Origin of the sequence: Rhizobium sp. BK196, from assembly GCF_014193255.1 — a bacterium.
Taxonomy (GTDB): Bacteria; Pseudomonadota; Alphaproteobacteria; order Rhizobiales; family Rhizobiaceae; genus Rhizobium.
Window position 1 is genome coordinate 225,174 of sequence record NZ_JACHZB010000008.1, and the last position, 25,948, is coordinate 251,121.

A 25,948-nucleotide genomic window follows, 5' to 3' on the forward strand; every position below is an offset into this window, starting at 1 on the left:
TCATGCAATTTTGTTTGAGGCAGAGCTGTTGGAATGGAGCGATCTGAAACTCTTTCTTGCAATCGCGCGCCTCGGAACACTCGGCGCCGCGGCGCGCAGCCTCGGGCTGACGCAGCCGACCATGGGCCGGCGCGTTCGAGCGCTTGAGACCTCGCTTGGCCAGACGCTTTTCCAGCGCACCGCCGACGGTTTTGTCCTGACGGATGAAGGCACGACTGTCTTCGCCCATGCCGAACGCATGGAAGAGGAGGCACTGGGGCTGGAGCGCGAGCTTGCCGGCCAGAGCAGGCAGCTCGACGGCTTGCTGCGGCTCTCTTCGTCAGACTGGTTCGGCGCGCATGTTCTTTCGCCGGTGCTGGCCGAGTTCTCTGCTGCCTATCCCAAGGTCGTCGTCGAACTGCTGACTGACAGCCGGCTTCTCAGCCTCTCACGCCGGGAAGCCGATATCGTCTTCCGGATCGCGCCTTTCACCGAGACCGAGGTCATATCCCGCAAGCTGCTGCATATAGACTATGGCCTTTATATCCGTCGCGGTCTACCGCATCCTGTAGCGGGCGATGGTAAAGGCGCCCGGCTCGTCACCATGGACGAGGCCTTTGGTGGCATGCCCGACGTCGGCTGGTTGCAGAGGCTGTTGCCAGAAGCGGATATCGCCATGCGCAGCAATAATCGCGATGTGCAGGCGACACTCTGTGCCAGAGGCGCCGGCCTTGCCGTCCTGCCGCGCCCGCTTGGCGATGCCATCCCGGCCATCGAACCTGTCGATCTCGGCGAAGCGCCGCCCGGCCGCGATACTTGGATCGGCTATCACCGCGATATGAAGCGGCTGGCGCGCCTGAGGGCGCTTCTCGATCTCGTCGTCGAGCGGCTGGCGGATTAGTCCCTGCTCGCCGGCCTCAGCGCTCCCAGTAGGGGACCGGGCCGTAGAGCTCGGCCAGAAAATCGATGAACAACCGAACCTTGGCCGGCAGAAACTGCCGGCTTGGATAAACCGCTGAGAGCGTGACATTGTGCGAACCCTCATAGGCCGGCAGCACCTGCACGAGTTTGCCGTTTTTTAGCTCCTCGCCGATATCCCAGGTGGAACGCAGCGCAATACCGAGGCCGGCGATGACCGTTTCGCGGATCACTTCGCTGGAATTGGTAATGAGCATGCCTTCGGGCCGCATGCTTAAGGCCCCATCCGGGCCGTCGAGCCGCCAGACATCATTGTTATGAGCCGGCAGACAGCGATGCTGTTTCAACTCCTCGATATGCTTGGGCATGCCATGGGCGGCGACATAATCAGGCGAGGCACAGAGCACGCGACGCACGGGCGCCAGCCGGCGCGCGACAAGGCTGGAATCGGTCAGCTCTGCGATCCGGATGGCAAGATCGAAGCCGCCGCCGACGATATCGCTGAATTCGTCGGTCAGTACCAAGTTAATGGTGAGCTCCGGATGTGCTTCCATGAAGACCTTCAGATGCGGCGCGATATGCATGCGGCCGAAAGAGGTGGGAGCGGAGATTTTCAGCGTGCCATGCATCTGCGTCGAACGCCCGGAAATGTAGAACTCTGCCTCCTCCAGCCCCGCCAGAATACCGAGGACGCGATCGTAGAAACCCTGGCCGGCTTCAGTCAGCGAAATCTGTCGCGTCGTGCGCTGCAGAAGCCGCGTGCCGAGCCGGTCCTCCAGTCGCTTGATGCGCTTGGAAACGACAGCAGGGGAAAAGCCGAGCGCGCGGCCGGCGAGCGACATGCTGCCGGTCGAAACGACCTTGGCAAAAATTTCCAAATCACCCAGATTGGTCATAAGGTTTTGTAACTTTTTCCCTTTTGGCATAAGTGCTTAACATTTGCGCCGGTTTCGGGAAAGTGCTAAGCCCGAAGAACCGGTGACAGGGAGGAAGTGCCATCGGTCTCCGTCATGTTGGCCGAGGGAGAACGCTATGTCCGACGCTATTTCGTTTCTCGCTCCACGCCCCGACGTTCTGGCGCGCCGCAAGGAAATTGTTGCCGATCTCGTCGATCTCCTGCCGCCGGAATGCCTGATTCACGAAGCGCGCGAACTCGTGCCCTTCGAGACGGATGCCTTCGTTTCCTACCGCCGCCTGCCGCTCGCCGTCGCCCTGCCGCGCTCGACGGCGGAAGTGGCGGCTGTCATGAAATACTGTCATCGCTATGGCATTCCGGTCGTTCCTCGCGGTGCCGGCACTTCGCTTTCGGGCGGTGCGATCCCGCAGGAAGACGCCGTCGTGCTCGGCTTGTCGAAGATGAACCGTCTTCTCGACATCGACTTTGCCAATCGCTGCGCGGTCGTTCAGGCCGGCGTGACCAATCTCAACATTTCGGAAGCCGTCTCCGCGGACGGTTTCTTCTATGCACCCGATCCGAGCTCGCAGCTTGCCTGCACCATCGGCGGCAATATCGGCATGAATTCCGGTGGTGCGCATTGTCTGAAATATGGTGTCACGACCAACAACCTGCTCGGCGTCAAGATGGTGCTGACCGACGGCACGGTGATCGAGCTCGGCGGCAAGGCTCTGGATGCGGCGGGTTACGATCTGCTGGGCCTTGTCTGCGGTCATGAGGGCCAGCTCGGCATCGTCACCGAAGCGACGGTACGTCTCATCGCAAAACCGGAGGGTGCCCGGCCGGTGCTTTTCGGTTTCGAAAGCTCCGAAGAGGCCGGCCGCTGTGTGGCCGACGTCATCGCAGCCGGCATCATTCCCGTCGCCATCGAATTCATGGACAAGCCGGCGATCGAAATTTGCGAAGCCTTCGCTCATGCCGGCTACCCGCTCGATGTCGGCGCGCTCTTGATCGTCGAGGTCGAGGGATCGGAGGCGGAAATGGACGACATGCTGAAAAGTATCGTCGAGATCGCCCGCACCCATGGCGTCAAGACGGTGCGCGAATGCCAGTCGGCAACCGAGGCGGCGCTGATCTGGAAAGGGCGCAAGTCCGCCTTCGGTGCCACCGGCCGTATTGCCGATTACATCTGCATGGATGGTACCGTGCCGCTGAGCCAGCTTTCGTATGTGCTGCAGCGGACGTCCGAGATCGTCGCCGGTTACGGGCTGCGCGTCGCCAATGTCTTCCATGCCGGCGACGGCAACATGCATCCGCTGATCCTCTTCAATGCCAATGACCCCGAGGATGCTGCCAAGGCCGAAGCGGCCGGCAACGATATCCTGAAGCTCTGCGTTGATGCCGGCGGCTGCCTGACCGGCGAGCACGGCGTCGGCATCGAGAAACGCGATCTGATGCGCCATCAATATTCCGAGGCCGATCTTGCCCAGCAGATGGCAGCGCGCGCCGCCTTCGATCCGCAATGGCTGCTGAATCCTTCCAAGGTCTTCCCGCTCAAGGGGCGTCCTGCCGCATGATCGATCTGGTGCCTGCAAGCGAAGAAGAAGCCGCGGCGATCGTCCGCGCACATGCGCAAGAGGGTCGTGCGCTCGCCATCAGTGGCGGCGATACGCGCTCGGGTTTCGGCAATGCGGTTGAAGCGGAGGATCGCCTGCGCTCGACTGGCCTGTCCGGTATCGTCGCCTATAATCCCGGTGAGATGGTCATGACCGCGAAAGCGGGTACACCGCTTGCCGAGGTCGAGGCGGCCCTTGCCGAAAATGGTCAGATGCTGGCCTTCGAGCCGATGGACCATCGCGCTCTGATGGGCACATCGGGCGAGCCCACGATCGGCGGCGTGTTTGCCGCCAATGTCTCCGGTCCGCGCCGTTTCGTGGCGGGCGCGGCGCGCGACAGTCTGCTCGGCATCCGTTTCATCAATGGCCACGGCGAAATCATCAAGGCCGGCGGCCGGGTGATGAAGAATGTCACCGGTCTCGACCTGGTGAAGCTGCTTTCCGGCTCGCATGGCACACTAGGTTTCCTGAGCGAGGTGACCTTCCGGGTGCCGCCGCGCGCCAAGACCGAAGAGACCGTCATTATCTCTGGTCTCAATGACGCCGAGGCGGCAAATGCGATGGCGGCAGCCATGGCGCTGCCGGTGGAGGTTTCGGGCGCCGCGCATCTGCCCTTGACCGTGACCTGGAAATTCCTCGGCGGCAAGCTGCCGGAGGGAGAGGCGACCGTGCTGCGCGTCGAAGGTCTGCCCGGTTCGGTGAACTCGCGCGCCGCAAAGCTTATGTCGGCGATGGCGCCTTTCGGCCAGGCTACGAGGCTTGATCAGGCTGCGAGCCGGCAGCTTTGGCAAGAGATTCGCGACGTGGCGCCCTATGCCGACGGAACCGCGCGACCAGTTTGGCGTGTCTCCGTGGCACCGGCCATCGGCCATCAACTCGTTGCGGCCTTGCGGCTCGAAGCCGGTGTCGATGCTTCCTATGATTGGCAGGGCGGTCTTGTCTGGATGCGTATGGAAGCCGATCCGGAAGCCAGTCTCGTCCGGCGCTTCGTCAAGGCTCTCGGCGGTGGTCATGCGACGCTGATCCGCGCACCCTCCAAGGCCAGAGCGGCAATATCAGCCTTCCATCCAGAGGAGGAAGCGGTGGCGATGCTCTCGCGCCGCGTGAAGGAAAAGTTCGATCCGGCAGGGATATTCAATCCGGGCAAGATGGCGAGACATTGAAATGCAGACCAACTTCACGCTCGCCCAGCTTGCCGACCCGCATGTAGCAGAATCCGAGCAGATCCTGCGCAAATGCGTTCACTGTGGCTTCTGCACCGCCACCTGTCCGACTTATGTGACCCTAGGCAACGAACTCGACAGCCCGCGCGGGCGCATCTATCTCATCAAGGACATGCTGGAAAACGGCCGCGCGGCGGATACGCAAGTCGTCACTCATATCGATCGCTGTCTCTCCTGCCTTGCCTGCACGACGACATGCCCTTCGGGTGTCGACTACATGCATCTCGTCGACCATGCCCGGGTCCATATCGAAAGAACCTACAAGCGGCCGTTCGTGAACCGGACGACGCGCGCCATCCTGGCCGCGGTGCTGCCCTATCCCGGCCGTTTTCGCGCAGCACTTGCGCTTGCCCGCATCGGCCGTCCCTTTGCCGGCCTGATGCGCGGGCCGGCGTTGAAGCCGTTCGCGGCTATGCTGGCGCTCGCGCCGCGCAATATTCCGACGCCGTCGTCTTTTGCCCGCCCTGGCCGGCATGAACCGCAGGGCGAGCGCCGCGGCCGTGTTGCGATCCTCACCGGCTGCGCGCAGCCGGTCCTTGATCCCGCCATCAACGCCGCGACCATCAGGTTGCTGACACGATTGGGTGTGGAGGTGGTCGTTCCCGAGGGCGAGGCCTGCTGCGGCGCTCTCGTCCACCATATGGGGCGCGAAGAGCAGGCTCTCGCCTCGGCCCGAGCCAATGTCGATGTCTGGACCCGCGAGATCGAGGCTGGCGGCCTCGACGCGATCATCATCACCGCCTCCGGCTGCGGCACGACGATCAAGGACTACGGCCACATGCTGCGCCTTGACCCGGCCTATGCCGGCAAGGCGGCACGTGTGTCGGCTCTTGCCAAGGACATCACCGAATATCTTGTCGGACTCGATCTGCCCGCTCACACGCCGAAAGGTATCACGGTTGCTTATCATTCAGCCTGTTCCATGCAGCATGGCCAGAAGATCACCACGGCGCCGAAGCACCTGCTCAAGGTGGCAGGTTTTACCGTTCGCGATCCGGTCGAGGGCCATCTTTGCTGCGGCTCGGCTGGCACCTACAACATCATGCAGCCGGATATTTCTGCAACCTTGAAGGCCCGCAAGGTAAAGAACATCGAGGCGACCAAGGCCGATATCATCGCCACCGGCAATATCGGCTGTATTACCCAGATCGGGTCTGGTACCGCCACGCCGATCCTGCATACCGTCGAACTTCTGGATTGGGCCTATGGCGGTGCTGTGCCTGAAAAATTAAGGGATTTGCCGCTAGCTTGAGACCACCGATTCATTGACTGGTCTCGGGGTCGACCTCAGGAGTTTTGGCTATGTGGCGTGGATTGATGGTGCTTGCCGTATTGCTCGGCGCGGCTGGTGCGGCGCGCGCCGATGCCAGGTATTTCTGTTCTGCAGACGACAAGGACGTGCGGTTCACGCTCGAAAGCGCTTTTCAAGACGGCGGTGGCCACCAGCTGATCCATTTCCGTGGCGCGCTGATGCTCAAGGACGCCAATAAATCCAAGAGCTTCAGCAAGCGCATTCTCGAATCGAAGGATCTGACGAACCGCTGGTCGCGCAATGGCGATCTGCGCCTGGAAGTGTTCACGATCGAAGGCGCTGATGCCGAACACGAGTCCCTGGATCTTGCGGTGATCGCCGGCAAGCACGATGAGACTGCGGCGAATTTCGGCGGCACTTATGCCTTGCGCATCGAAGGCAGCACAAGCTTCTTCGTCGTCGAAGGCAAAGTGAGCTGCGGCACCAAATAGTCCCGCAGCCTGCACCCAAAATCACCAGTGGTAGGAAATACCGACGTTGACGGCGTTGGTGACGATGTTTGTCTTCAGGCGATCGCCGCTGTCGATCGGAACGTCGACGCGCGAATAGGTGCCCTTGTATTCCACGAAGGTCGACCAATTGTCGGTGACGCGGAAGTCGACGCCCGCCTGTGCCTGGAAGGTTACGCCGCCGAATTCGTAGTCGAAGGTCGTGCCCTGGGGACGGGTGACTTCGACATGCGGAATATTCACGCCGACACCGGCGCCGAGATAGGGGGTCCAGCGGCGAGCCGGGTCCTTGAATCGGTAGAGGCCGTTGACCGTCACCAGATTCAGGCCGTCGGTGAATTCGAAATGCGTCCATCCCGGCGAACGCGCCATGGTATCGTCGTCGGCATAGACCTTGTCATGGGTATAGTCGAGAGACACGCCCCAGTTCGGAAGGTTGAAGTCGCCCAGCCACCAGGTGACTCGGCCGCCGTAATAGGGCGGGCTGCCGAAGGATTTGCCTTCCCAGCCGGCGCTGAAGGACGTGCCGTCGGAAACATCGACGTGGCTATGCGGCGCCGTCTGGTAGCCGCCGTAAATAGAAAATTCCAGATCTTCAGCCGAAGCCGTGCCAGCCACCGACGCAAGTGCGGAAAACGCAATGCTCGCCAGAAGCACGGTGGAAAGACGCGATGCATATGCCATTGAATGTCCTCGATGTACCGAAAGGCTATCAGTTCAATTCTTGGCAGAGTTCTGTGTCACAGTCTTAAAAAAGAAAAAGGCGCACCTGCTGCGCCTTTATTTTTCATGGGTAGTGTTGCCTAACCGCCAAACATAGTGCGCAGGATATCAATTCCCTTGTCCTGGAAGGCGACATTGCCTTGCTTATTGCCGGGACCGACGACGACGACCTTGGTGCCGACAGAGACTCGGTTGTAAAGATGCGATACGTCGTCATTCATCATTCGGATGCAACCGGAGGACATGTTGAGGCCGATTGTCCAGGGCTGGTTCGTGCCGTGAATGCGGAAGATGGTGTCGCGGCCGCCCTTGTAGAGATACATGGCGCGCGCACCGAGCGGATTGTCCGGGCCGCCGGGCTGAACGGCGGGAAGGTTGTGACCCTCGCGGGCCTCGCGGGCGCGCATCTCGGCCGGCGGCGTCCAGCTCGGCCATTCGGCCATGCGGCCGACCGTCACCACACCCGACCAGCCGAAACCGTCACGACCGACGCCGATGCCGTAGCGCGTGGCGCGGTTATTGCCTTCGACGAGGTAGAGAAACTTGTTGTTGGTGTCGACGATAACAGTGCCGGGCTTTTCGCTGGTGGCAAGACGGACGACACGCTTGCGGAACTGTGGCTTGATCTCGCGGGTCTGCTTGACGCCGCGCACTGCGTCCGTTGCGGTCATCACCGGTTCCGCGCTGACGGCCACAACCGTACAGGACAGCGCAACGGCAGCCGCCGCTGCGAGCCTAAAAAACTGCTTCATTTTCGATACCCTCTCCTTCAGGACCGCGTAGAGGCTAGTCAAATCGGTTTGAATTTCAAGTCGGAGAGGTGAGGGAGACGGTTTTTCTAGGCAGCGGACGGCTGTCCTCGCTGTCCGCTGGCCGTTATTCGGCTTTTACATCACGATCACGCGGGTGCCGACATTGACGCGATCGTAAAGGTCGACCACGTCCTCGTTGCGCATGCGGATACAGCCGGAGGAGACGGCGCTGCCGATCGTCCAGGGCGCATTCGTGCCGTGAATGCGATAAAGGGTGGAACCGAGATACATGGCGCGGGCGCCGAGCGGATTTTCCGGGCCGCCATCCATGCGGGCGGGAAGATAATGGCCCTTGGCGGCTTCGCGGCTCACCATTTCCGAGGGTGGGGTCCAGTCCGGCCACTCCGACTTGCGGGTAATCTTGTGGGCGCCCGCCCATTCGAAGCCGGGCTTGCCGACACCCACGCCATAGCGGCGGGCCTTGCCGCCATCCATCACGAGATAGAGGAAGCGATTATTGGTATCGATGACGATCGTGCCGGGCCTTTCCTTGCTATCGTAATCGACGAGCTGCGGCAGGAACTGTGGCTCGACCTGCCCGCGTACCACGGGAATGCCGGGGCGGACGGCTGAGACCGTCTGCAGTGCCCGCTGCGGCGCGCTCTGAATATACGTCCGGCGCTGCTGGAAAAGGCCGCGCTGCTGGTAGACGACCGGCCGCTGGTAGACGACGGGACGAACCCTGCCGCCGCCGAGCTGGTTGATCCAGGGGGCGGTGAGGTCGGGGCTCAGCACCACGGGTGGACGGGAAGCGTAGCGGTCGTCTGCAATGGCGGCCGTGGAAAGAATACCGAGCATGGCTGCGGCAAGAACAAGGGGTTTCATCATCGGACGAACTCTCTACAAATGACCGAAAATGGGCTGGCGGAATTATCCGCCTCCGGTCATGCTGCCACTGCGTCCGCCAGCGAATGGTAAATGTCGATTCATTAAAAGACGAACGGCCGGATAAACTTTTCGTCAGGGTTACCGTTCGGTTTGGAAAGAAGGTTTGCAAATGGTAAAGCCGGATTCGCAGCCGCAAAACGAGATAAAAACATGAGCGAAACCGGCATCATCATCGGCGAGGACGGCAGAAGCCGCTGCCACTGGCATGCGAATCTCCCTGACTATCTGCGCTACCACGACGAGGAATGGGGCAGGCCTGTGACTGACGACATCAGGCTCTTCGAGAAGATCTGCCTCGAAGGGTTTCAGTCCGGCCTTTCCTGGTTGACGATCCTGCGCAAGCGCGAGAATTTCCGCGCCGCCTTCGCCGGGTTCGATTTCGAAAAAGTGGCGCGCTTCGGCGACGAGGATATCGCTCGCTGCCTTGCCGATGCCGGGATCATCCGACATCGCGGCAAGATCGTCTCGACGATCAACAATGCCCGGCGCGCGATCGATCTGCGCAGCGAATTCGGCTCGCTAGCGCGCTATTTCTGGAGCTATGAACCTCGCCCCGAGGATCGGCCGGATATCGTCGACCGGGAGCATATCGTCGCCAACCCGACGACCGCTACGTCAGTCACGATTTCCAAGGATTTGAAGAAGCGCGGCTGGACCTTTGTCGGACCGACCACAGTTTATGCCTTCATGCAGGCTATGGGTCTCGTCAACGATCATCTCGAAGGCTGCTTCTGCCGCGCCGAAGTGGAGGCGATGCGCGCAACATTGGTGCGTCCATGAAATCGGCTCTCACAGTTGCCGCAGCTCTTTTGCTCTCCGCCCCCGCTGCCCTTGCGCAGACGCCGCAGCTTGATCCCGGCGAGAAGCTCGAAAAGCTGCAATTTCCGGCCGTGACCATGCAGCTGAAAGGCTGGACCAAGTTCGGCAACAGCCATGTCTATATGCTGCCGGTGCGACCCGGCCAGCACGTGAAGATCAGTTTCGAAACGAAGAGCAAATTCGCTTTTCTCGCGATCTTCGACCTGTCGAAGCCCGATGATGAGGCTTTTTTCGGCACCGACGAGGACGGCACGAGCTACGAGACGACGGTCAAGGAAAACGCCACCTGGCTGCTGCGTCCCTATTATTCCAAGGTCTCTCCCCGTCGCGGGCTGGGTGCCCCCTATAGTATCCTGATCGAACCGCTTGCCGCAGCACCCCAGCCGACGCAACCGACACCTCCCCAGCAGGAGCAGCCGTCGCTCTTTCCGAAGCGGAAATAAGCCAGCAACTCCAGCAAAGGTGGTGCAGCCGTTTTGCGTTCGGAATTGCGCGAGAACAATGAGCTTAATGTAACCCGTCGATCAGCCCGCGAAGCTCGCCGAGATGGACGATCTTGCGGAAGCGCGGCGCATCCTTCGGCTCCTCGACGCGCTCCAGGACCCAGGTCAGTTCATGCGGCACGAAGACGCCGTAGCTGCCGGCGGCAATGGCCGGCACGATATCGGACTTCAGCGAATTGCCGACCATCATCGCCCGCTCCGGCCCGTCCCCAACCTTGGAGAAGATGCGCCGATAGGTGACCGCCGTCTTGTCCGAAACGATCTCGACAGCATCGAAGAAGTCGCCAAGCCCGGATTGGGCGAGCTTGCGCTCCTGATCGAAAAGGTCACCCTTGGTGATCAGCACCAGCAGATATTTTCCGGCGAGCGTTTCCAGGGTATCGCGCACATGCGGCAGGGTCTCGACCGGATGGGTTAGGAGGTCGCGTCCGGTGTCGAGGATCTTGGCAATCACGCTCGACGGCACCTTTCCTTCGGTGATTTCGATCGCCGTCTCGATCATCGACAGCGTGAAGCCTTTGATGCCGAAACCGTAATGGGCAAGGTTGCGTTTCTCCGCCTCGAGAAGCCGTTCGGAAATCTTTGCTCCATCGGCGAAATCGGCAAGAAGCCTGGTAAAATGCTCTTCCGTCAGCCGATAATAATGTTCGTTCTGCCAGAGCGTGTCGTCGGCATCGAAGCCGATCGTCGTCAATGGTCGGGCGGTCATATGCGCACCTCTTAAAATGTGGCGGGCAATCTATTCCTGGCCTGTGTCGAGACAAGGGCGTTGCCGCTGCTCTGCACGGAATCGGGTTCCGTTGAAAAACGCTGCTCGCGACCTACATGAAATTTGCCTCACCTTGCAGCCAGCTCCGGCTGTGCCTGTTACGCGCAGGCCAATAATCAAAAATAGAGTTCAGCAGTCCGCAAGCCCCTATTGCGGCAGACACAAGGGAATTTCTTGACATGCGTTACAATCAACTCGGAAATACCGGACTTTTCGTCTCTGAAATCTGCCTTGGCACCATGACTTTCGGTGAAGCCAAGGAAGGTACCCCCTGGGGCGCCATCGCCGATGTCGACCAGAAGGCGGCCGATGAAATCGTCCAGCGCTCGCTGGATGCCGGCGTCAACTTCATCGATACCGCGGACGTGTATTCCTTCGGTGAATCCGAGCGGCTGCTCGGCCAGGCACTGAAGAACCTCGGTGTTCCGCGCAAGGATGTCGTCATCGCCACCAAGGTCTATGGCGTCATGGGCGACAAGCCGAACGATCGTGGCGCCTCGCGCGGCCACATCATGGATTCCGTCGAAGCGAGCCTGAAGCGCCTTCAGACGGATCATATCGATCTCTACCAGATCCATGCCACCGATCCGGTTACCCCGATCGACGAGACGTTGCGCGCGCTGGACGATCTCGTGTCCCGCGGGCTGGTGCGTTACGTCGGCGTATCCAACTGGCAGGCATGGCGCATCGCCAAGGCGCTCGGCATTTCCGAACGCAAGGATTACGGGCGTTTTGAGACCGTCCAGGCCTATTATTCGATAGCGGGCCGCGACCTCGAACGGGATATCGTTCCGTTGCTGCAGGAAGAAAAGCTTGGTCTCATGGTCTGGTCGCCGCTTGCCGGCGGCCTGCTCTCGGGCAAATATGGTCCGGGCGCACCCGGCAATGGCGAGGGACGCCGCGCCAATTTCGATTTCCCGCCTGTCGACAAGGACCGGGCCTGGGCCTGTGTCGCCGTCATGCGCGAAATCGCTGAAAGGCATGGCGTGAGCGTCGCTACCGTTGCGCTTGCCTATATCCTTGCCAAGCCCTTCGTGACGACCGTGATCATCGGCGCCAAGCGTGTCGACCAGCTCGACCAGAACCTCGCGGCCGTCAAGCTGAAGCTCGATGCCGAGGAGATCAAGAAACTTGATGAGGTCAGCGCTCTCGCTCCGGAATACCCGGGCTGGATGCTTGCCCGTCAGGCTGCCGGCCGCCGCCCGGTCGATTTCGAGCCCAAGGCTTAACAAAACAGGTTGGAACAAAAGGGCCGCCGTTTCCGATGGCGGCCCTGCATTCCTCACCGCTTATTTGGCGTGCTTCTTCAGCCAGGCATTCATTTCGGCGATTTCTGCCTCCTGTGCCTTGATGACGCTTTCGGCAAGCTTGCGGATCTTGGGATCCTTTCCGTATTCCAGCTCGATCTTCGCCATGTCGATCGCGCCCTGATGGTGCGGGATCATGCTGCGGACGAAATCCACATCGGTATCGCCGCTCAGTTTGATCATCATATCCTTGTGCATCCTGTCATTGGCCTCTGTGAAGGCCTGGCTGGACGGATGGCCGCCCATGTGCTTGGACATGTCCATCGTCGACATATCCTCGGCAAAGGCCGGCGCTGCAAAGGCGACGAGTGCCGAAAGGGTGATAATTTTCAGAGACATGAGTATCCTTCCTCTGTCTGAAATCGGTTCCGATGGCAGCGAGCAGCTGCCGTTCTGCGAAGTGCTGATCAGATGAAGCGGGGAGGCGGCGCCTGCGGTGTGGGCCTGTTGTCCCTCAATGCCCGGTCGGGCGCCGGAGCCGGATATGCGAAAACCGCCTTGCCGCCATCGGCAATGAAATAGGCCGGCGGTACCACCATGCAGGCGGCGCAGAGCGGCATATGGGCGGCACCCATGGCGCAGGGATCTTTGGCGGAATTGTTTTTGGCAGCCGTGCCGCTATTCGCCACCACGTGGAGATGCGCCGCGCTGGCTTCAGCCTGAACTGCCATATTCATCGACGCGCAGGTCGGACAGCCGGCCCATGCGGACATCGTGCTGTAGACCAGCCAGCCGAAGAACATCGTCATGAGGGCGAAAGCGCGCATGGGAAAAACATAGGTGGGTGCAGGCCAAAAGCCAAGGACCTCACCAGGAGGCAATAACCTTGTGCAGGATTTGGTAGTCACGGCTCTCCTCACCGAATGGCGCGACGGGCCAGTCCCAGCGGGCTTTCACCTCACGTGGCTTAACGCCGTGCAGCAGGTCGGCTTCCTCATGTACCTTGCCGGTACGATCAATGACGGTGTAGGAGATATCGGTTACGAGACAGGTCCGGCAGGGCAGGTCTGCCAGCCCCTGAATATGCGCCGCGATCAGGCGCTCCACTGTATCCGCCGGCATTCCGGCAGAGGCTTCGGCTTCGTATCGCCGTTTAACGCCCCGGCCGATCTGCGAGAGCAGGTTGGCGGACACGACGAAGTCGAGGTAGGGAACGCTTCTCAGGAAGCCGAGCGGCTCCGGCTCTCGCCTTGCCGCCAGGTCGTCATAGCCGGACAGATCGCGTTCGATCAGCCGCACGTTCCGATAGCGCTTGCCCTTCAGCCTCACGCGCACGGACGCCAGATGCACGAGGTCGACGAGAACCACCGTATCGAAGCTCTCGGCCAGTTGCTCGATCGGCACGTCCCGGAGCAATCCGGAGCCGAGCACGACAGCGGTCCGCCGCTGCGTGAGTCCTGATATCGCGGTGGAAATGGCCTCCTTGCTGTTGGCCTCATGGGCTGCCCAATCCCGGCTGCAGCGGCCAGCGCGCGACCAGAGATTGACTGAAGAGCGCGCGAAGCGGCGGTGGGCGCTGCCCGTAAGCGCTGCTGTGGCGAGATATTGAAGCGCTTCCGCGATCATGACGATATCCTGATGACAGGTTCTTTCCGCATCGTTCAATCGATTCTGGTCGCCATATCAAGACCCTTGCCCTTGCCGCTAACCGCCCAATCCGCTAGGAAACCGCCACTGTCACATATGTGGAAATCCCCCGAAATGAACGACAAGCAGAAGAAACCGCAAAAGCTCAAGGCCCGCCTTCCGCGCGGCTTTGTTGACCGCTCCGCAGCCGATCTCCGCGCCGTCAATGAAATGACTGCGAAGATCCGCGAGGTCTATGAGCATTATGGTTTCGATCCGGTCGAAACGCCGCTGCTTGAATATACTGACGCGCTCGGCAAGTTCCTGCCGGACAGCGACCGCCCAAACGAGGGCGTCTTTTCGCTGCAGGATGACGACGAGCAGTGGATGTCGCTGCGTTACGACCTGACGGCGCCGCTCGCCCGCCATGTCGCGGAAAGTTTCAACGAGATCCAGCTTCCCTACCGCACCTATCGCGCCGGCTATGTTTTCCGCAACGAGAAGCCGGGTCCAGGCCGTTTCCGCCAGTTCATGCAGTTCGATGCCGATACGGTCGGCGCACCGGGCGTTCAGGCTGATGCCGAAATGTGCATGATGATGTCGGATACGCTGGAAGCCCTCGGCATCAAGCGCGGCGACTATGTCATCCGCGTCAACAATCGCAAGGTTCTGGATGGCGTGCTGGAAGCGATCGGCCTCGGCGGTGATGACAAGGCCGGCCAGCGTCTCAACGTGCTGCGCGCAATCGACAAGCTCGACAAGTTCGGCCCGGAAGGTGTGGCCCTGCTGCTTGGCCCTGGCCGCAAGGATGAATCAGGCGATTTCACCAAGGGCGCCGGTCTCGACCAGAGCCAGATCGAGAAAGTTCTCTTCTTCGTCGGCATCAAGGACTATGCAGAAAGTGCTGCCCAGCTCGCCGAACTGGTCGCCGGAACCGAGAAGGGCGTCGAAGGCGTCGAGGAGCTGAATTTCATCGGCGCGCTCGTCACCAGCGCCGGCTATCAGGCCGATCGCATCAAGATCGATCCCTCCGTCGTCCGCGGCCTCGAATATTATACCGGCCCGGTCTACGAGGCCGAGCTGTTATTCGATGTCACCAACGAAAAGGGCGAGAAGGTCGTCTTCGGCTCTGTCGGTGGCGGCGGCCGTTATGACGGTCTCGTTTCCCGCTTCATGGGCCAGCCGGTTCCGGCGACCGGTTTCTCCATCGGCGTCTCGCGCCTGATGACGGCGCTGAAGAACCTCGGCAAGCTTGGCCAGCAGGACATTATCGAGCCGGTGCTGGTCACCGTCATGGACGGCGATGTCGGGGCCATGGGCCGCTACCAGCGTTTCACGCAGGAGCTTCGCGCAGCCGGCATCCGCGCCGAAATGTTTCAGGGCAACTGGAAGAAGTTCGGCAACCAGCTGAAATATGCCGATCGCCGCGGCTGCCCGATCGCCATCATCCAGGGCGGCGACGAGCGCGCCCAGGGTGTCGTGCAGATCAAGGATCTCATCGAGGGCAAGCGCCTGTCGGGCGAGATCGAGGACAACACGACCTGGCGCGAGGCGCGTGTCGCCCAGGAAACCGTCGCGGAAGCCGATCTCGTCGCCAAGGTGAAGAAAATCCTCGTCGCCCAGGCGGAGGATCGGAAGAGGGCTGCCAGCGGCTTCGTTGTTCCATATGATCCCGCTCAAACCGGTGACATCGATGACGAAGTTTGAGAGGAATCTCCCCTTCTCCCCCCGGGGAGAAGGTGGCCCGAAGGGTTGGATGAGGGGGCCGCTCGGTAAAAGCTGTCCTTCGCTCGCCGCTCAAGACATTCGTCGGTTACACTCCTCATCCCCCTCATCTGCCCTGTCGGGCATCTTCTCCCCGCTGGGGAGAAGCGGGAAGTCAAGCCCATGCCTCTGATCAACCTCCCTGATTTCTCCGGCGAACTGCTCGACGAATTCTCCGCCCGCAAGGCGGAGCGCATCGACACGCCGGTCATCCAGCCGGCCGAACCCTTTCTGGATATTGCCGGTGAAGATCTTCGCCGGCGCATCTTCATGACGGAAAACGAAACCGGCGCCAGCCTCTGCCTGCGGCCGGAATTCACTATTCCCGTGTGTCTCCGCCATATCGAGAGCGCGACGGGCACGCCGAAGCGTTACTCCTACCTCGGCGAAGTTTTCCGCCAGCGGCGCGATGGCAGCAACGAATTCTATCAGGCCGGCATCGAAGATCTCGGCGATATCAATATCGCGAGCGCCGATGCCCGCGCGATCGGCGATGCGGTCGGCATACTCTCACGCCTGCTGCCCGGTCGGCATCTGTCGGTCACGATCGGCGATCAGGCGGTGTTCGAAGCCGTTGTGCAGGCGCTCGGCCTGCCGCTCGGCTGGCAGAAGCGGTTGATCCACGCCTTCGGCAACATGATCCAGCTGGAGAGCCTGCTGGCGAGCCTCGTCAGCCCGCAATTCGTCACCGGCCTCGACGACAAGGTCGCTGGTCTTGTTGGCCAGGACGACGAGGCGGCGCTGATTGCCTATATCCACGAGACGATGCAGGCGACCGGCTATTCCACCAATGCCAGCCGCTCGCCGCAGGAGATTGCCCGTCGCCTCAAGGAGAAGCTCGTCCTCTCCGAGACCCGCTTGGATGACGCCGCTTTCCACGTGCTGGAGCAGTTCCTGTCGCTCAACGTGCCGCTCGTCAATGCTTCCGCGGCACTGTCGCATTTTGCCGACGCAGCCGGTCTGAAGCTCGGCAATGCGCTGGCGCGCTTTGACGGCCGCGTGGCGGCGCTCTCCAATGCCGGTGTTGATCTCTCGCTTATCGAGTACCGGGCTGCCTTCGGTCGCCCGCTCGATTATTACACCGGTCTCGTTTTCGAGGCGATGGTGGAAGGCTCCTCGGCGGTTCTCGCCGGCGGCGGCCGTTTCGACAAGCTGATGACCTTCCTCGGAGCGAAGGACCGAATTCCCGCCGTCGGCTTCTCCCTCTGGCTCGACCGGATCGAAACCGAAAGGGCCGCGGCATGACGATCACTATTGCGCTTCCCTCCAAGGGCCGCATGAAGGACGATTGCTCAGCCATCTTCGAGCGCGCCGGTCTGAAGATTTACGCCGTCGGCAATGACCGCTCCTATCGCGGCCGCGTCGAGGGCTGGGACGATGTGGAGATCGCCTTCCTCTCGGCCTCGGAGATTTCCCGCGAGCTCGGCAACGGTTCTATCGATTTCGGCGTTACCGGCGAGGACCTCGTGCGCGAGGGACTGGCGGAAGCCGACAAGCGCGTCGAATTCTGCGCCCGGCTCGGTTTCGGACATGCGGACGTCGTCGTTGCGGTGCCGGAAATCTGGCTGGATGTCGATACGATGGCCGATCTGGTGGATGTCGCTGCCGATTTCCGCGCCCGTCACGGCCGTCGCCTGGCTATCGCCACGAAATACTGGCGCTTGACCCAGCAGTTCTTCTCCAGTCAGCACGGCATCCAGCTTTACCGCATCGTCGAGAGCCTCGGCGCTACCGAAGGCGCGCCGGCATCCGGCTCAGCCGACATCATCGTCGATATAACCTCGACAGGATCGACGCTGCGGGCCAATCATCTCAAGGTGCTCTCGGATGGCGTCATCCTGCGCTCGGAAGCTTGCCTCGTGCGTGCCCGCAAGGATGCCCACGCCGATACGCCCACGGTGAGGGCGATCGTCGAGGCTGTCCGCTCGGTTCTCTGAATCCTATTACTGAACATGCAAAACCCGCCGTCGGAAGACGGCGGGTTTTGCATGTTTGGGAGGAAATGGAATTAACGGGCAGCGACGGCCTGCAGACCGCGGCGTGCGTCGATCGAATAGGCACCGGCACCGACGGTGGCGAGCAGGATATAAGCGCCGGCCAGTGTGATGTTCTTCATGACCATGATCTGGTTGAGGATATTCACGAGTTCCGTGCCACTTGCGTAGGGCAGATGGAAGACAACGCCCGTGAAGACACAGAAGCCGGCGAGCAGCCAGCCGACAATGCGGACCTGGAAGCCCGTGAGAACAGCAAGGCCGGCCAGCAGTTCGAAGAGGCCTGCGACATAGGCCAGAAGGGTTGCTGCCGGCAGGCCGGCACCGGCGATCATGCCTGCAGTACCGGCAGCGTCGGTTATCTTGCCGAAGCCGGCAAGGATGAACATGAAGGACAGAAGAATGCGGGCGAGAAGGATGAGGGCGTTATTCGTATTCGACATGGACGTTGCTCCGTTGAATAGCTTTTGAGGTCTTGATGCCCCGGCACCGTGTTGGACCTCGGATACCCTCTATTTCGCCTTTTTCTGACGTTGGGGAAAGATAAACGTCAGCGGACAGTTTGTTCACTAATATGAAACGATGGGGTGGGTTGCCTTGCAGGGCAGGCGTCTTCTATGGTCGCCGCCTCACCCAAGGAGAACTTTGATGGCCGACCTTTCCGCATTTCCGATCACCAGCCGCTGGCCGGCGAAAAATCCTGATATAATCCAGCTTTATTCCCTGCAGACGCCGAATGGCGTGAAGATATCGGTGGCGCTGGAGGAGCTCGCTCTGCCGTATGAAGCCCATTATGTCTCCTTCGCGAACACAGATCAGAAGACCGCTGAATTCGTCTCGCTGAACCCGAACGGGAGAATCCCGGCAATTATCGATCCCACCGGTCCTGACGGAAAACCGATCGGCCTTTTTGAGTCAGGCGCCATTCTGCTCTATCTGGCGGAAAAGACCGGTAAGCTGATCCCGGCTGATGCCGCCGGCCGCTACGAAACCATCCAGTGGGTCTTTTTCCAGATGGCCGGCATCGGCCCGATGTTCGGCCAGTTCGGCCACTTCCATAAATTTGCCGCCGACAAGGTCGCCAACAATTCCTATCCGGTGGAGCGCTACCGCGACGAGGCCAAGCGTCTATTGAGCGTGCTGGAAAGCCGGCTGCAGGGCCGCCAATGGATCATGGGCGACGAATACACGATCGCCGACATCACCACCTTTCCGTGGATCCGCGGCGCCGATATCTTCTATGGTGGCCGCGAAGTGCTTGATTATGCGAAGTTCCCCGCCGTCATGGACTGGCTGCAGCGCTGCATCGCCCGTCCGGCGAGCGAGAAGGGCCTTAACATCCCGGTCAAACCGGCCTGAGCTTTGGATTGAAATGGAAAGGCCGGTCGCGAGACCGGCCTTTTTCTTATGCCCGCGCGCAAGTTACTGCCGGCTGGCGATCTGGCTGGCGCCTTCCAGCTTGAAGCGCGGGAAGACGAAAACGCCGACCATGCTGCCGCTGTACTTTTCTTCGAGCCCGTTGGATTCGCCCATGCAGAAGAGCGGCTGGCGAAAGCCGTTCGGCATGATGATGGTCGTCGAGAAACAGAAAGATGAAGAAAGCGTCGCAGCCTGCTCGAAGAGCTGCAGAACGTGGTTGCGGTCCTTGGCGTCGTAACAGCGCACCAGGCTCAACAGGCCGCATTCCTGCGCCGCGAGACCGTGCAGCATTGCGCTCCACTCTCTGAGCTTTATCATGCCCGTGGAAAAGTCTCCGATCCAGCTTTCAGAGACCGAGAACTGCGCCAACATGTCGTGATTGTGATTGTTGTAGTCCAGCGAACCGGGCAGCAAGGGTGCGGCAGCATTGGCTTTGGCGATCTTAAACAAGGCGTTCCCCAGTTCGGGTGCGGCTCCCCTGCCGCACACTCGGCAAACACAAAGAAACAGGATCACGCAGCACCAGGCGTCATGCCCGTGCCTTCATCTTGCGGAAACAGTTGCTCGGCTGCGCCTTTGACGGCCGCCGCTCCAATATTTCCCCGCAAGATTTCATCTCGTATGTTCGCGGAGACCTTCGAAAGCCCGAATGGTCACGCGTGGCCTTTGGCGTATCCGGTCTCGTCTGAGGCGAAAATTCTTCCGGGGCGAACGTCAATTGCAGCGCGGATTTATAGGAGCTTTTGCGCAAACGGCAACGGCTTTTTCCGCGTCGTTAGGCTGACGTTATGATTGGATTTTGTACCGATTGCGCGTCATCCGCTAATTTGGTGGTCAAATGTCACATTTATGCATTGTGGAAACGGTTTCACACATACCATAGCATGTGGTTTTCGTAGCTTAGGTAGATCTGAGACCGAATTTCCTTGGTGGGGAAAATGCGCGGCGCGCAAGCCTCGCGAAAGCTTCGGGCTAAGAACGACGACTTCCGTGGCCAGCTTAAGGGTTTAAGCCATAGGTATTTTCGAATCGACTGAATAAAAAAGGGCGGCCCGAAGACCGCCCTTTTCATTCCGGAGACCGGAATGGATATCAGTGATGGCTTACGCCTATCACATCATGTCCATACCGCCCATGCCGCCCATGCCACCAGGCATTGCCGGAGCGTCCTTCTTCGGCAGCTCGGCGATCATGGCTTCCGTGGTGATCAGCAGCGAAGCCACCGAAGCCGCGTTCTGCAGAGCCGTACGGACGACCTTGACCGGGTCGACGATGCCGAGCTGGATCAGGTCGCCATATTCGCCGGTCTGGGCGTTGTAGCCGTAGTTGTCTTCGTTCTTGTCGAGGATCTTGCCGACAACGATCGAAGCTTCGTCACCTGCGTTTTCAGCGATCTGGCGAACCAGAGCCTGGAGAGCGCGGCGAACGATGTTGATACCAGCTTCCTGATCGTCGTTTTCGCCCTTGGCCTTGATCTTCGTGGAAGAACGCAGCAGAGCGACGCCGCCGCCCGGTACGATACCTTCCTGAACAGCAGCGCGCGTCGCGTTGAGGGCGTCGTCGATGCGGTCCTTCTTTTCCTTCACTTCGACTTCCGTCGAACCGCCGACGCGGATGACGGCAACGCCGCCAGCGAGCTTGGCAAGACGTTCCTGCAGCTTTTCGCGATCGTAGTCGGAGGTGGTTTCTTCGATCTGGGCCTTGATCTGGGCAACACGGCCTTCGATGTCGGACTTAGCGCCGGCGCCGTCGACGATCGTGGTGTTTTCCTTGGAGATCGAGACCTTCTTGGTGCGGCCGAGCATGTCGAGCGTGACGCTCTCAAGCTTGATGCCGAGGTCTTCGGAGATGACAGTGCCGCCCGTCAGGATAGCGATGTCTTCCAGCATGGCCTTGCGACGATCGCCGAAGCCCGGAGCCTTGACAGCAGCAATCTTCAGGCCGCCGCGCAGCTTGTTGACGACGAGCGTAGCAAGAGCTTCGCCTTCGACGTCTTCAGCGATGATGAGGAGCGGCTTGCCGGTCTGAACGACAGCTTCGAGAACCGGGAGCATGGACTGCAGGTTCGAGAGCTTCTTTTCGTGCAGGAGGATGAAGGCGTCTTCGAGGTCAGCAACCATCTTTTCCGGGTTGGTGACGAAGTACGGGCTCAGGTAGCCGCGGTCGAACTGCATGCCTTCGACGACTTCGAGTTCGGTTTCAGCGGTCTTGGCTTCTTCGACGGTGATGACGCCTTCGTTGCCGACCTTCTGCATAGCTTCAGCAATGTCGAGACCGATCTGCTTTTCGCCGTTTGCGGAGATCGTGCCGACCTGGGCAACTTCTTCCGACGTGTTGATCTTCTTGGCCTTGGCCTGGAGATCCTTGACGACTTCGGCAACAGCGAGGTCGATACCGCGCTTCAGGTCCATCGGGTTCATGCCGGCAGCAACTGCCTTTGCGCCTTCGCGAACGATGGCCTGTGCGAGAACCGTGGCGGTCGTGGTGCCGTCACCGGCGACGTCGTTGGTCTTCGAAGCAACTTCGCGGACCATCTGGGCGCCCATGTTTTCGAACTTGTCTTCGAGTTCGATTTCCTTGGCGACCGAAACACCGTCCTTGGTGATGCGCGGCGCGCCGAAGGACTTGTCGATAACGACGTTACGGCCCTTCGGACCGAGCGTGACCTTCACTGCATCGGCGAGGATGTCGACGCCGCGCAGCATCTTTTCGCGCGCGCCGCGGCCGAACTTTACTTCTTTAGCTGCCATTTTGAGAACTCCTGAAAAGGGGTGTCAACGATATCAAATGAAAGACAACCGGCTGATTAGCCGATGATGCCCATGATGTCGGCTTCCTTCATGATGAGAAGGTCTTCGCCGTTGATCTTGACTTCGGTGCCAGACCACTTGCCGAACAGGACGCGGTCGCCAGCCTTGACGTCGAGTGCTACGACCTTGCCGGACTCGTCACGAGCGCCGGAGCCGACAGCGACGATTTCGCCTTCCTGCGGCTTTTCCTTAGCGGTATCCGGGATGATGATGCCGCCCTTGGTCTTCTCTTCGGATTCAACGCGGCGAACGACGACGCGATCGTGAAGCGGGCGGAAATTGGTGCTTGCCATTGTCTAATCCCTCGATCAAATGACATTCGCGAGCCGGGGTGGCCCACAAGGATGATGTTAGCACTCAACTCCTGTGAGTGCTAGCGCCGTGCATTTAGGGATGGCTCCGAAAGGAGTCAAGAAGAGCCTTCACGGATTTTTGCGCCGGAATTGTGGAAGCGGGCGGGATTCCTCAATATGGTTACCGAGCCGGGGCCACGTCCGGCTTTTCCCACAAGCCTTGGCGGGACCGCGCAGGTTTAATCCCGCCATGTTTGCATCCTCCGTCATCCTCTCCGGACTGAGAAAATGCCTTGCCATTGAAGTCCGCCTTTGCAATGTCACCGGTGACCGAAAGCGAAGCAGGAAAGCGGAATGGCAAAGCGGATTGCAAACTTCTCCGAGATCACCGATCGATATGATGTGCTGCTCTGCGATGTCTGGGGCGTCGTGCATAACGGCATTGATCCCTTTCCGAAAGCCGGCGAGGCGCTGCAGGCCGCCCGTGCCGCCGGCCTGACCGTCGTTCTCATCACCAATTCACCGCGCGTGTCCTGGCAGGTCGTTGAGCAGTTGCGCCAGATCGGCGTGCCCGACGGCGCCTATGACCGCATCGTCACCTCCGGCGATGTCACCCGGGCGCTGATTGCCCAAGGTCCGCGCGAGGTTTTCCTGCTCGGCCCGGAGCGCGACAATCCGATCCTTGAAGGCCTTGATATCGAGCGCGCCGCCGCCGGCGAGGCGACCTCCGTCGTCTGCACCGGCTTCTTCGACGACGAGACGCAGACGCCGGAGGATTACACCGACATGCTGCTGGACTTCAAAGCCCGCAACGTGCCGATGATCTGCGCCAATCCCGATCTCGTCGTCGAGCGCGGCCACCGCATCATTCCGTGCGCCGGCGCCATGGCCGCCTATTATGAGCAGCTCGGCGGCTCCACCCGCATCGCCGGCAAGCCGCACCGGCCAATCTATGAGGCGACACTTGCGTCGGCCCGTGAGGTTCGCGGCGACTTCCCGATTGACCGTGTGCTGGCGATTGGGGACGGCATGCCGACGGATGTCCGCGGCGCCTTGAATTATGGCCTCGACCTTCTCTACATCAGCGGTGGTATCCACGCGAAGGAATATACGTTGAACGGCGAGACCGACGAGGCGATCCTCCACGCCTATCTCGAACGGGAAAGAGCCGCACCCAAGTGGTGGATGCCGCGCCTCGCATAAGAGAAAACCGATGACCGTGTTCCACCGCAATGAAACCCGCGATCCGTTGCCCAAACATCTGAAGGGCGGCGTCGTCGCCATCGGCAATTTCGACGGCGTCCATCGCGGCCACCAGTCGGTGTTGAACCGGGCGCTCGATATTGCAAGAGAGCGCGGCATTCCCGCCCTTGTGCTGACTTTCGAGCCGCATCCGCGCACCGTCTTCAAGCCGGATACGCCGGTCTTCCGCCTGACGCCAGCGCCCTTCAAGGCGCAGATACTGGAAGCAATGGGCTTTAATGCGGTCATTGAATATCCCTTCGACTACGATTTTTCGCAGCGTTCAGCGGAGGATTTCATCCATTCCATCCTGAAGGACTGGCTCGCGGCATCAGAGGTTGTGACCGGCTTCGACTTTCATTTCGGCCGCGGCCGTGAGGGCGGACCTGCCTTTCTGATGGATGCTGGCAACAGATACGGCTTCGGCGTCACGCTGATCGATGCTTTCCGCGACGAAAACACGGACGTTGTTTCTTCAAGCCATATCCGGGCGCTTTTGAAGGAAGGCGATGTCTCCTTGGTCGCTGCCATGCTCGGCTATCATTATACGGTGCAGTCGAAGGTCATCGATGGCGAGAAGCTTGGCCGCCAGCTCGGCTTTCCGACCGCCAATATGCAGTTGCCGCCGGAGGCGGAACTTGCAGCCGGCATTTACGCCGTTCGTTTCCGCCTCGAAAACGGCAGGCTCTATGATGCGGTGGCAAGCTATGGCCGGCGCCCGACCGTGACTGAAAACGGCGTGCCCTTGCTCGAAACTTATCTTTTCGATTTCAGCGGCGATCTCTACGGCCAGACCTGCTCGGTCTCCTTCTTCGGTTATCTTCGCCCCGAACTGAAATTCGATGGGCTCGATCCGCTCGTCGCGCAGATCAAGCGCGACGAGGAGGAGGCGAGGGCGCTTCTGTCAGGTGTGAGACCGCTCGGCGAGCTCGACCGGAAGCTCTGTTTCGACTGAGCAATTCCAGCAAAAGCGCTTGAGCGTTTTGCGTCCGGAATGCGTAAAAACGAAGACCCGCTCAGGCAGCGCCAAGTACGGGCTGTGCCTTCTGCCGCGGCAGCGGCGGGAAGGCGAGCGCGATCGCCGCCGCACCGAGCCCGACCAGAGCGGAGCCGATGAACAGCCACGAATAATTGGCATAGGTATCGTAGATCCAGCCGCCGATCAGCGGACCGAACGCCATGCCGATGCTCGACAGCATCGTTGCCGCCCCGAACACCGTGCCGATGATGCGCGGGCCGAAATATTCACGTGCCAGCACGGCATAGAGTGGCATCACGCCGCCATAGGCGCTGCCGAAGATGACGGCGAGCGCATAGAACTCCCCGAGTTTGCTGACAGCAAGGTAGGTGGCAAGGGCCGCAGCCTGCACCAGCAGAGCTGCGATGATGACCGGTTTCACGCCGATCCGGTCCGCCAGCGTGCCATAGAGCAGGCGCCCGCCGAGACCGGCGAGACCCTCGACACTGTAGATACTGACGGCAGCCATAGGTGCAACGCCGCAAAGTGTTGCGTAGCTCACCATATGGAAGATCGGTCCGGAATGGGCGGCACAGCAGGCGAAGAAGGTCAGCCCGAGCACGATGAACTGCGGCGAGCGGAAAACCTTCCACAAATTGGGGGCACTGCCATCGCCCGACACGACGGCCTCATGCGTATCCTGCGGTGGCGACGGCCGGCGGCGCACGAGAAGGGCGGCCGGGATCATCAGGACGAGCGCACCGATGCCGATGATCATCATTGCGGGGCGCCATTCATAAGCGGTGATCAGCCAGCGCGCGAAGGGCGAAATCGTCATCGGAGCAACACCCATGCCCGCCGAAACCAAGGAGACGGCAAGGCCGCGGTTCTCGTCGAACCACTCCGTCGTCGCGGCGATCATCGGCGCGAAAAAGGCACTGGCTGAAAGCCCGACGAGCACGCCGTAGGTCAGCTGGAACTGCAGAAGCGTTTCCGCGCGGCTGGCAAGCATCAGCGCCAGCCCGAGGATGACGGAGCCGATCAGCACCACCGGGCGCGGCCCGTATCGGTCGCTGGCAGCACCCCAGAAAAAGCCGCCTATGCCCATGACGATGAAATTCAGCGTCATGGCGCTGGCGATGCCGGCATGCGACCAGCCGGTCGCGGTTGCTATCGGTTGCTGGAAAATGGCGAGGGAAAACATGGCGCCGAGAGCGACGCACGTCATCAGTGCGCCGGCCGCGACGATTACCCAACGATAGGAACTGCTCATATCCTTATCACTCCTTGCGGACGGATTTAACCGGGCATGATGATTTCTCATGCCTGCGAGTAAAGACGTTCGGGTAATCCGCATTTCGACAGGAGCTTTGACTTTTGTATCGAGAGCAACAAAATCGCCACCACGCATAGTTCCTGCACTTTGCAGATCCGTTGCGACCTGAAACTGTTGCAGCCAGTCAGCTTCGGAGTGACCTCCGTCACCGTCAATCTGATGGCGCCGGCAGCCGCCAGAGCCTGACGGTCGCAGGTGACGAGCCGCAGATGCCCGTCTGCGGCTTTGCGTGAAGCCGGGAGGCTGAAATCCCTCTTCCTTTTCCGCTGAAAAACGCCTATGAACCGGCCCGATGAGTAAATTCCGGCTGGCGCATTCGATACGAATTATCGGCCCGGTCTTCCGCGCGCGCT

The 25,948-nt window shown here is 60.5% G+C and carries 27 protein-coding genes; 14 read left to right on the top strand and 13 right to left on the bottom strand.

Going from position 1 to position 25,948, the window contains the following annotated elements:
• Positions 1–28 precede the first annotated feature (28 nt).
• On the top strand, positions 29–880 hold the full coding sequence (locus FHT78_RS24005) for a LysR family transcriptional regulator (RefSeq protein ID WP_183749071.1): 852 nt from the start codon (positions 29–31) through the stop codon (positions 878–880).
• A 16-nt stretch (positions 881–896) separates the two neighbouring features.
• On the opposite strand, the gene FHT78_RS24010 is transcribed toward FHT78_RS24005, so the two are convergent.
• Positions 897–1,793 carry a LysR family transcriptional regulator gene (locus tag FHT78_RS24010; RefSeq protein ID WP_183749072.1) on the bottom strand — a complete coding sequence of 299 codons (897 nt, stop codon included), beginning with the start codon at positions 1,791–1,793 and terminating at the stop codon, positions 897–899.
• A gap of 136 nt (positions 1,794–1,929) precedes the next feature.
• Here FHT78_RS24010 and FHT78_RS24015 point away from each other — a divergent pair, with 136 nt between their 5' ends.
• Genes FHT78_RS24015 through FHT78_RS24030 form a run of 4 tightly spaced genes read left to right on the top strand, consistent with a single transcriptional unit; the run spans position 1,930 to position 6,374 of the window.
• On the top strand, positions 1,930–3,369 hold the full coding sequence (locus FHT78_RS24015; protein ID WP_183749073.1) for an FAD-linked oxidase C-terminal domain-containing protein: 1,440 nt from the start codon (positions 1,930–1,932) through the stop codon (positions 3,367–3,369).
• Complete coding sequence (locus FHT78_RS24020) at positions 3,366–4,571, top strand: FAD-binding protein (RefSeq protein ID WP_183749074.1); 1,206 nt, start codon at positions 3,366–3,368, stop codon at positions 4,569–4,571. The genes FHT78_RS24015 and FHT78_RS24020 overlap by 4 nt, the downstream gene beginning before the upstream one ends.
• A 1-nt stretch (position 4,572) precedes the next feature.
• Positions 4,573–5,883: a glycolate oxidase subunit GlcF gene (gene glcF, locus FHT78_RS24025; protein ID WP_183749075.1), complete on the top strand. Its 1,311-nt coding sequence runs from the start codon at positions 4,573–4,575 to the stop codon at positions 5,881–5,883.
• Between the two features lie 50 nt (positions 5,884–5,933).
• Positions 5,934–6,374 (top strand): hypothetical protein, encoded by a 441-nt coding sequence (locus tag FHT78_RS24030; protein WP_183749076.1) that lies wholly within the window; start codon positions 5,934–5,936, stop codon positions 6,372–6,374.
• Positions 6,375–6,395: 21 nt separating this feature from the next.
• Here FHT78_RS24030 and FHT78_RS24035 read toward each other — a convergent pair whose 3' ends face one another.
• From FHT78_RS24035 to FHT78_RS24045, 3 genes are all read right to left on the bottom strand, one after another.
• A complete protein-coding gene (locus tag FHT78_RS24035) occupies positions 6,396–7,076 on the bottom strand; it encodes an outer membrane beta-barrel protein (RefSeq protein WP_183749077.1) in 681 nt (226 codons plus the stop codon).
• Between the two features lie 119 nt (positions 7,077–7,195).
• The gene (locus tag FHT78_RS24040; RefSeq protein WP_183749078.1) at positions 7,196–7,867 is read right to left on the bottom strand and encodes a L,D-transpeptidase; all 672 of its coding nucleotides are present in this window, start codon (positions 7,865–7,867) and stop codon (positions 7,196–7,198) included.
• A gap of 135 nt (positions 7,868–8,002) precedes the next feature.
• On the bottom strand, positions 8,003–8,755 hold the full coding sequence (locus FHT78_RS24045) for a L,D-transpeptidase (RefSeq protein ID WP_183749079.1): 753 nt from the start codon (positions 8,753–8,755) through the stop codon (positions 8,003–8,005).
• A 210-nt stretch (positions 8,756–8,965) separates the two neighbouring features.
• On the opposite strand from FHT78_RS24045, the gene FHT78_RS24050 reads away from it, so the two are divergent.
• Positions 8,966–9,595 (top strand): DNA-3-methyladenine glycosylase I, encoded by a 630-nt coding sequence (locus FHT78_RS24050; protein WP_183749080.1) that lies wholly within the window; start codon positions 8,966–8,968, stop codon positions 9,593–9,595.
• On the top strand, positions 9,592–10,077 hold the full coding sequence (locus FHT78_RS24055; protein WP_183749081.1) for a hypothetical protein: 486 nt from the start codon (positions 9,592–9,594) through the stop codon (positions 10,075–10,077). Before FHT78_RS24050 ends, FHT78_RS24055 begins: the two co-directional genes overlap by 4 nt.
• A 64-nt stretch (positions 10,078–10,141) precedes the next feature.
• Here the strand turns inward: FHT78_RS24055 and FHT78_RS24060 are convergent, their stop codons facing one another.
• Positions 10,142–10,846: an HAD family hydrolase gene (locus FHT78_RS24060; protein ID WP_183749082.1), complete on the bottom strand. Its 705-nt coding sequence runs from the start codon at positions 10,844–10,846 to the stop codon at positions 10,142–10,144.
• A gap of 239 nt (positions 10,847–11,085) precedes the next feature.
• On the opposite strand from FHT78_RS24060, the gene FHT78_RS24065 reads away from it, so the two are divergent.
• Complete coding sequence (locus FHT78_RS24065; protein WP_183749083.1) at positions 11,086–12,135, top strand: aldo/keto reductase; 1,050 nt, start codon at positions 11,086–11,088, stop codon at positions 12,133–12,135.
• Positions 12,136–12,195: 60 nt separating this feature from the next.
• Here FHT78_RS24065 and FHT78_RS24070 read toward each other — a convergent pair whose 3' ends face one another.
• From FHT78_RS24070 to FHT78_RS24080, 3 genes are all read right to left on the bottom strand, one after another.
• Positions 12,196–12,552, bottom strand: coding sequence for a DUF305 domain-containing protein (locus FHT78_RS24070; protein WP_183749084.1), 357 nt, complete (start codon positions 12,550–12,552; stop codon positions 12,196–12,198).
• Between the two features lie 68 nt (positions 12,553–12,620).
• Positions 12,621–12,980: a hypothetical protein gene (locus FHT78_RS24075; protein WP_183749085.1), complete on the bottom strand. Its 360-nt coding sequence runs from the start codon at positions 12,978–12,980 to the stop codon at positions 12,621–12,623.
• A 40-nt stretch (positions 12,981–13,020) separates the two neighbouring features.
• On the bottom strand, positions 13,021–13,779 hold the full coding sequence (locus FHT78_RS24080) for a hypothetical protein (protein WP_183749086.1): 759 nt from the start codon (positions 13,777–13,779) through the stop codon (positions 13,021–13,023).
• 135 nt (positions 13,780–13,914) lie between these two features.
• Between FHT78_RS24080 and hisS the strand changes: the two genes are divergently transcribed.
• The 3 genes from hisS (at position 13,915) to hisG (ending at position 17,480) form a co-directional block, all read left to right on the top strand.
• Positions 13,915–15,486 carry a histidine--tRNA ligase gene (hisS, locus tag FHT78_RS24085; RefSeq protein ID WP_183749087.1) on the top strand — a complete coding sequence of 524 codons (1,572 nt, stop codon included), beginning with the start codon at positions 13,915–13,917 and terminating at the stop codon, positions 15,484–15,486.
• A gap of 180 nt (positions 15,487–15,666) precedes the next feature.
• Positions 15,667–16,788, top strand: a complete 1,122-nt coding sequence (locus FHT78_RS24090; protein ID WP_183749088.1) for an ATP phosphoribosyltransferase regulatory subunit — start codon at positions 15,667–15,669, stop codon at positions 16,786–16,788.
• Entirely contained in the window at positions 16,785–17,480 is a 696-nt protein-coding gene (hisG, locus tag FHT78_RS24095; protein WP_183749089.1) for an ATP phosphoribosyltransferase, read from the top strand. The genes FHT78_RS24090 and hisG overlap by 4 nt, the downstream gene beginning before the upstream one ends.
• A gap of 71 nt (positions 17,481–17,551) precedes the next feature.
• Here the strand turns inward: hisG and FHT78_RS24100 are convergent, their stop codons facing one another.
• Positions 17,552–17,980 (bottom strand): DoxX family protein, encoded by a 429-nt coding sequence (locus FHT78_RS24100; protein ID WP_183749090.1) that lies wholly within the window; start codon positions 17,978–17,980, stop codon positions 17,552–17,554.
• Between the two features lie 205 nt (positions 17,981–18,185).
• Here FHT78_RS24100 and FHT78_RS24105 point away from each other — a divergent pair, with 205 nt between their 5' ends.
• Positions 18,186–18,896, top strand: a complete 711-nt coding sequence (locus FHT78_RS24105; RefSeq protein WP_183749091.1) for a glutathione binding-like protein — start codon at positions 18,186–18,188, stop codon at positions 18,894–18,896.
• A gap of 63 nt (positions 18,897–18,959) precedes the next feature.
• Here FHT78_RS24105 and FHT78_RS24110 read toward each other — a convergent pair whose 3' ends face one another.
• From FHT78_RS24110 to groES, 3 genes are all read right to left on the bottom strand, one after another.
• The gene (locus FHT78_RS24110; RefSeq protein WP_183749092.1) at positions 18,960–19,406 is read right to left on the bottom strand and encodes a hypothetical protein; all 447 of its coding nucleotides are present in this window, start codon (positions 19,404–19,406) and stop codon (positions 18,960–18,962) included.
• A 662-nt stretch (positions 19,407–20,068) separates the two neighbouring features.
• On the bottom strand, positions 20,069–21,706 hold the full coding sequence (gene groL / locus FHT78_RS24115) for a chaperonin GroEL (RefSeq protein ID WP_183749093.1): 1,638 nt from the start codon (positions 21,704–21,706) through the stop codon (positions 20,069–20,071).
• A gap of 56 nt (positions 21,707–21,762) precedes the next feature.
• Complete coding sequence (gene groES / locus FHT78_RS24120; RefSeq protein ID WP_004675403.1) at positions 21,763–22,059, bottom strand: co-chaperone GroES; 297 nt, start codon at positions 22,057–22,059, stop codon at positions 21,763–21,765.
• A 354-nt stretch (positions 22,060–22,413) separates the two neighbouring features.
• On the opposite strand from groES, the gene FHT78_RS24125 reads away from it, so the two are divergent.
• Together FHT78_RS24125 and FHT78_RS24130 are read left to right on the top strand one after the other, a co-directional pair.
• Positions 22,414–23,262: a TIGR01459 family HAD-type hydrolase gene (locus FHT78_RS24125; protein WP_183749094.1), complete on the top strand. Its 849-nt coding sequence runs from the start codon at positions 22,414–22,416 to the stop codon at positions 23,260–23,262.
• 10 nt (positions 23,263–23,272) lie between these two features.
• Positions 23,273–24,256 (top strand): bifunctional riboflavin kinase/FAD synthetase, encoded by a 984-nt coding sequence (locus FHT78_RS24130; protein WP_183749095.1) that lies wholly within the window; start codon positions 23,273–23,275, stop codon positions 24,254–24,256.
• A gap of 61 nt (positions 24,257–24,317) precedes the next feature.
• On the opposite strand, the gene FHT78_RS24135 is transcribed toward FHT78_RS24130, so the two are convergent.
• Positions 24,318–25,532, bottom strand: a complete 1,215-nt coding sequence (locus FHT78_RS24135; RefSeq protein ID WP_183749096.1) for an MFS transporter — start codon at positions 25,530–25,532, stop codon at positions 24,318–24,320.
• Between the last annotated feature and the right edge of the window lie 416 nt (positions 25,533–25,948).

Bases quoted from the DNA above. Each gene is read 5' to 3' on its own strand.
- FHT78_RS24010 (WP_183749072.1), bottom strand. From the start codon at position 1,793: ATGACCAATCTGGGTGATTTGGAAATTTTTGCCAAGGTCGTTTCGACC.
- FHT78_RS24015 (WP_183749073.1), top strand. From the start codon at position 1,930: ATGTCCGACGCTATTTCGTTTCTCGCTCCACGCCCCGACGTTCTGGCG.
- FHT78_RS24020 (WP_183749074.1), top strand. From the start codon at position 3,366: ATGATCGATCTGGTGCCTGCAAGCGAAGAAGAAGCCGCGGCGATCGTC.
- glcF (WP_183749075.1), top strand. From the start codon at position 4,573: ATGCAGACCAACTTCACGCTCGCCCAGCTTGCCGACCCGCATGTAGCA.
- FHT78_RS24030 (WP_183749076.1), top strand. From the start codon at position 5,934: ATGTGGCGTGGATTGATGGTGCTTGCCGTATTGCTCGGCGCGGCTGGT.
- FHT78_RS24035 (WP_183749077.1), bottom strand. From the start codon at position 7,076: ATGGCATATGCATCGCGTCTTTCCACCGTGCTTCTGGCGAGCATTGCG.
- FHT78_RS24040 (WP_183749078.1), bottom strand. From the start codon at position 7,867: ATGAAGCAGTTTTTTAGGCTCGCAGCGGCGGCTGCCGTTGCGCTGTCC.
- FHT78_RS24045 (WP_183749079.1), bottom strand. From the start codon at position 8,755: ATGATGAAACCCCTTGTTCTTGCCGCAGCCATGCTCGGTATTCTTTCC.
- FHT78_RS24050 (WP_183749080.1), top strand. From the start codon at position 8,966: ATGAGCGAAACCGGCATCATCATCGGCGAGGACGGCAGAAGCCGCTGC.
- FHT78_RS24055 (WP_183749081.1), top strand. From the start codon at position 9,592: ATGAAATCGGCTCTCACAGTTGCCGCAGCTCTTTTGCTCTCCGCCCCC.
- FHT78_RS24060 (WP_183749082.1), bottom strand. From the start codon at position 10,846: ATGACCGCCCGACCATTGACGACGATCGGCTTCGATGCCGACGACACG.
- FHT78_RS24065 (WP_183749083.1), top strand. From the start codon at position 11,086: ATGCGTTACAATCAACTCGGAAATACCGGACTTTTCGTCTCTGAAATC.
- FHT78_RS24070 (WP_183749084.1), bottom strand. From the start codon at position 12,552: ATGTCTCTGAAAATTATCACCCTTTCGGCACTCGTCGCCTTTGCAGCG.
- FHT78_RS24075 (WP_183749085.1), bottom strand. From the start codon at position 12,980: ATGCGCGCTTTCGCCCTCATGACGATGTTCTTCGGCTGGCTGGTCTAC.
- FHT78_RS24080 (WP_183749086.1), bottom strand. From the start codon at position 13,779: ATGATCGCGGAAGCGCTTCAATATCTCGCCACAGCAGCGCTTACGGGC.
- hisS (WP_183749087.1), top strand. From the start codon at position 13,915: ATGAACGACAAGCAGAAGAAACCGCAAAAGCTCAAGGCCCGCCTTCCG.
- FHT78_RS24090 (WP_183749088.1), top strand. From the start codon at position 15,667: ATGCCTCTGATCAACCTCCCTGATTTCTCCGGCGAACTGCTCGACGAA.
- hisG (WP_183749089.1), top strand. From the start codon at position 16,785: ATGACGATCACTATTGCGCTTCCCTCCAAGGGCCGCATGAAGGACGAT.
- FHT78_RS24100 (WP_183749090.1), bottom strand. From the start codon at position 17,980: ATGTCGAATACGAATAACGCCCTCATCCTTCTCGCCCGCATTCTTCTG.
- FHT78_RS24105 (WP_183749091.1), top strand. From the start codon at position 18,186: ATGGCCGACCTTTCCGCATTTCCGATCACCAGCCGCTGGCCGGCGAAA.
- groL (WP_183749093.1), bottom strand. From the start codon at position 21,706: ATGGCAGCTAAAGAAGTAAAGTTCGGCCGCGGCGCGCGCGAAAAGATG.
- groES (WP_004675403.1), bottom strand. From the start codon at position 22,059: ATGGCAAGCACCAATTTCCGCCCGCTTCACGATCGCGTCGTCGTTCGC.
- FHT78_RS24125 (WP_183749094.1), top strand. From the start codon at position 22,414: ATGGCAAAGCGGATTGCAAACTTCTCCGAGATCACCGATCGATATGAT.
- FHT78_RS24130 (WP_183749095.1), top strand. From the start codon at position 23,273: ATGACCGTGTTCCACCGCAATGAAACCCGCGATCCGTTGCCCAAACAT.
- FHT78_RS24135 (WP_183749096.1), bottom strand. From the start codon at position 25,532: ATGAGCAGTTCCTATCGTTGGGTAATCGTCGCGGCCGGCGCACTGATG.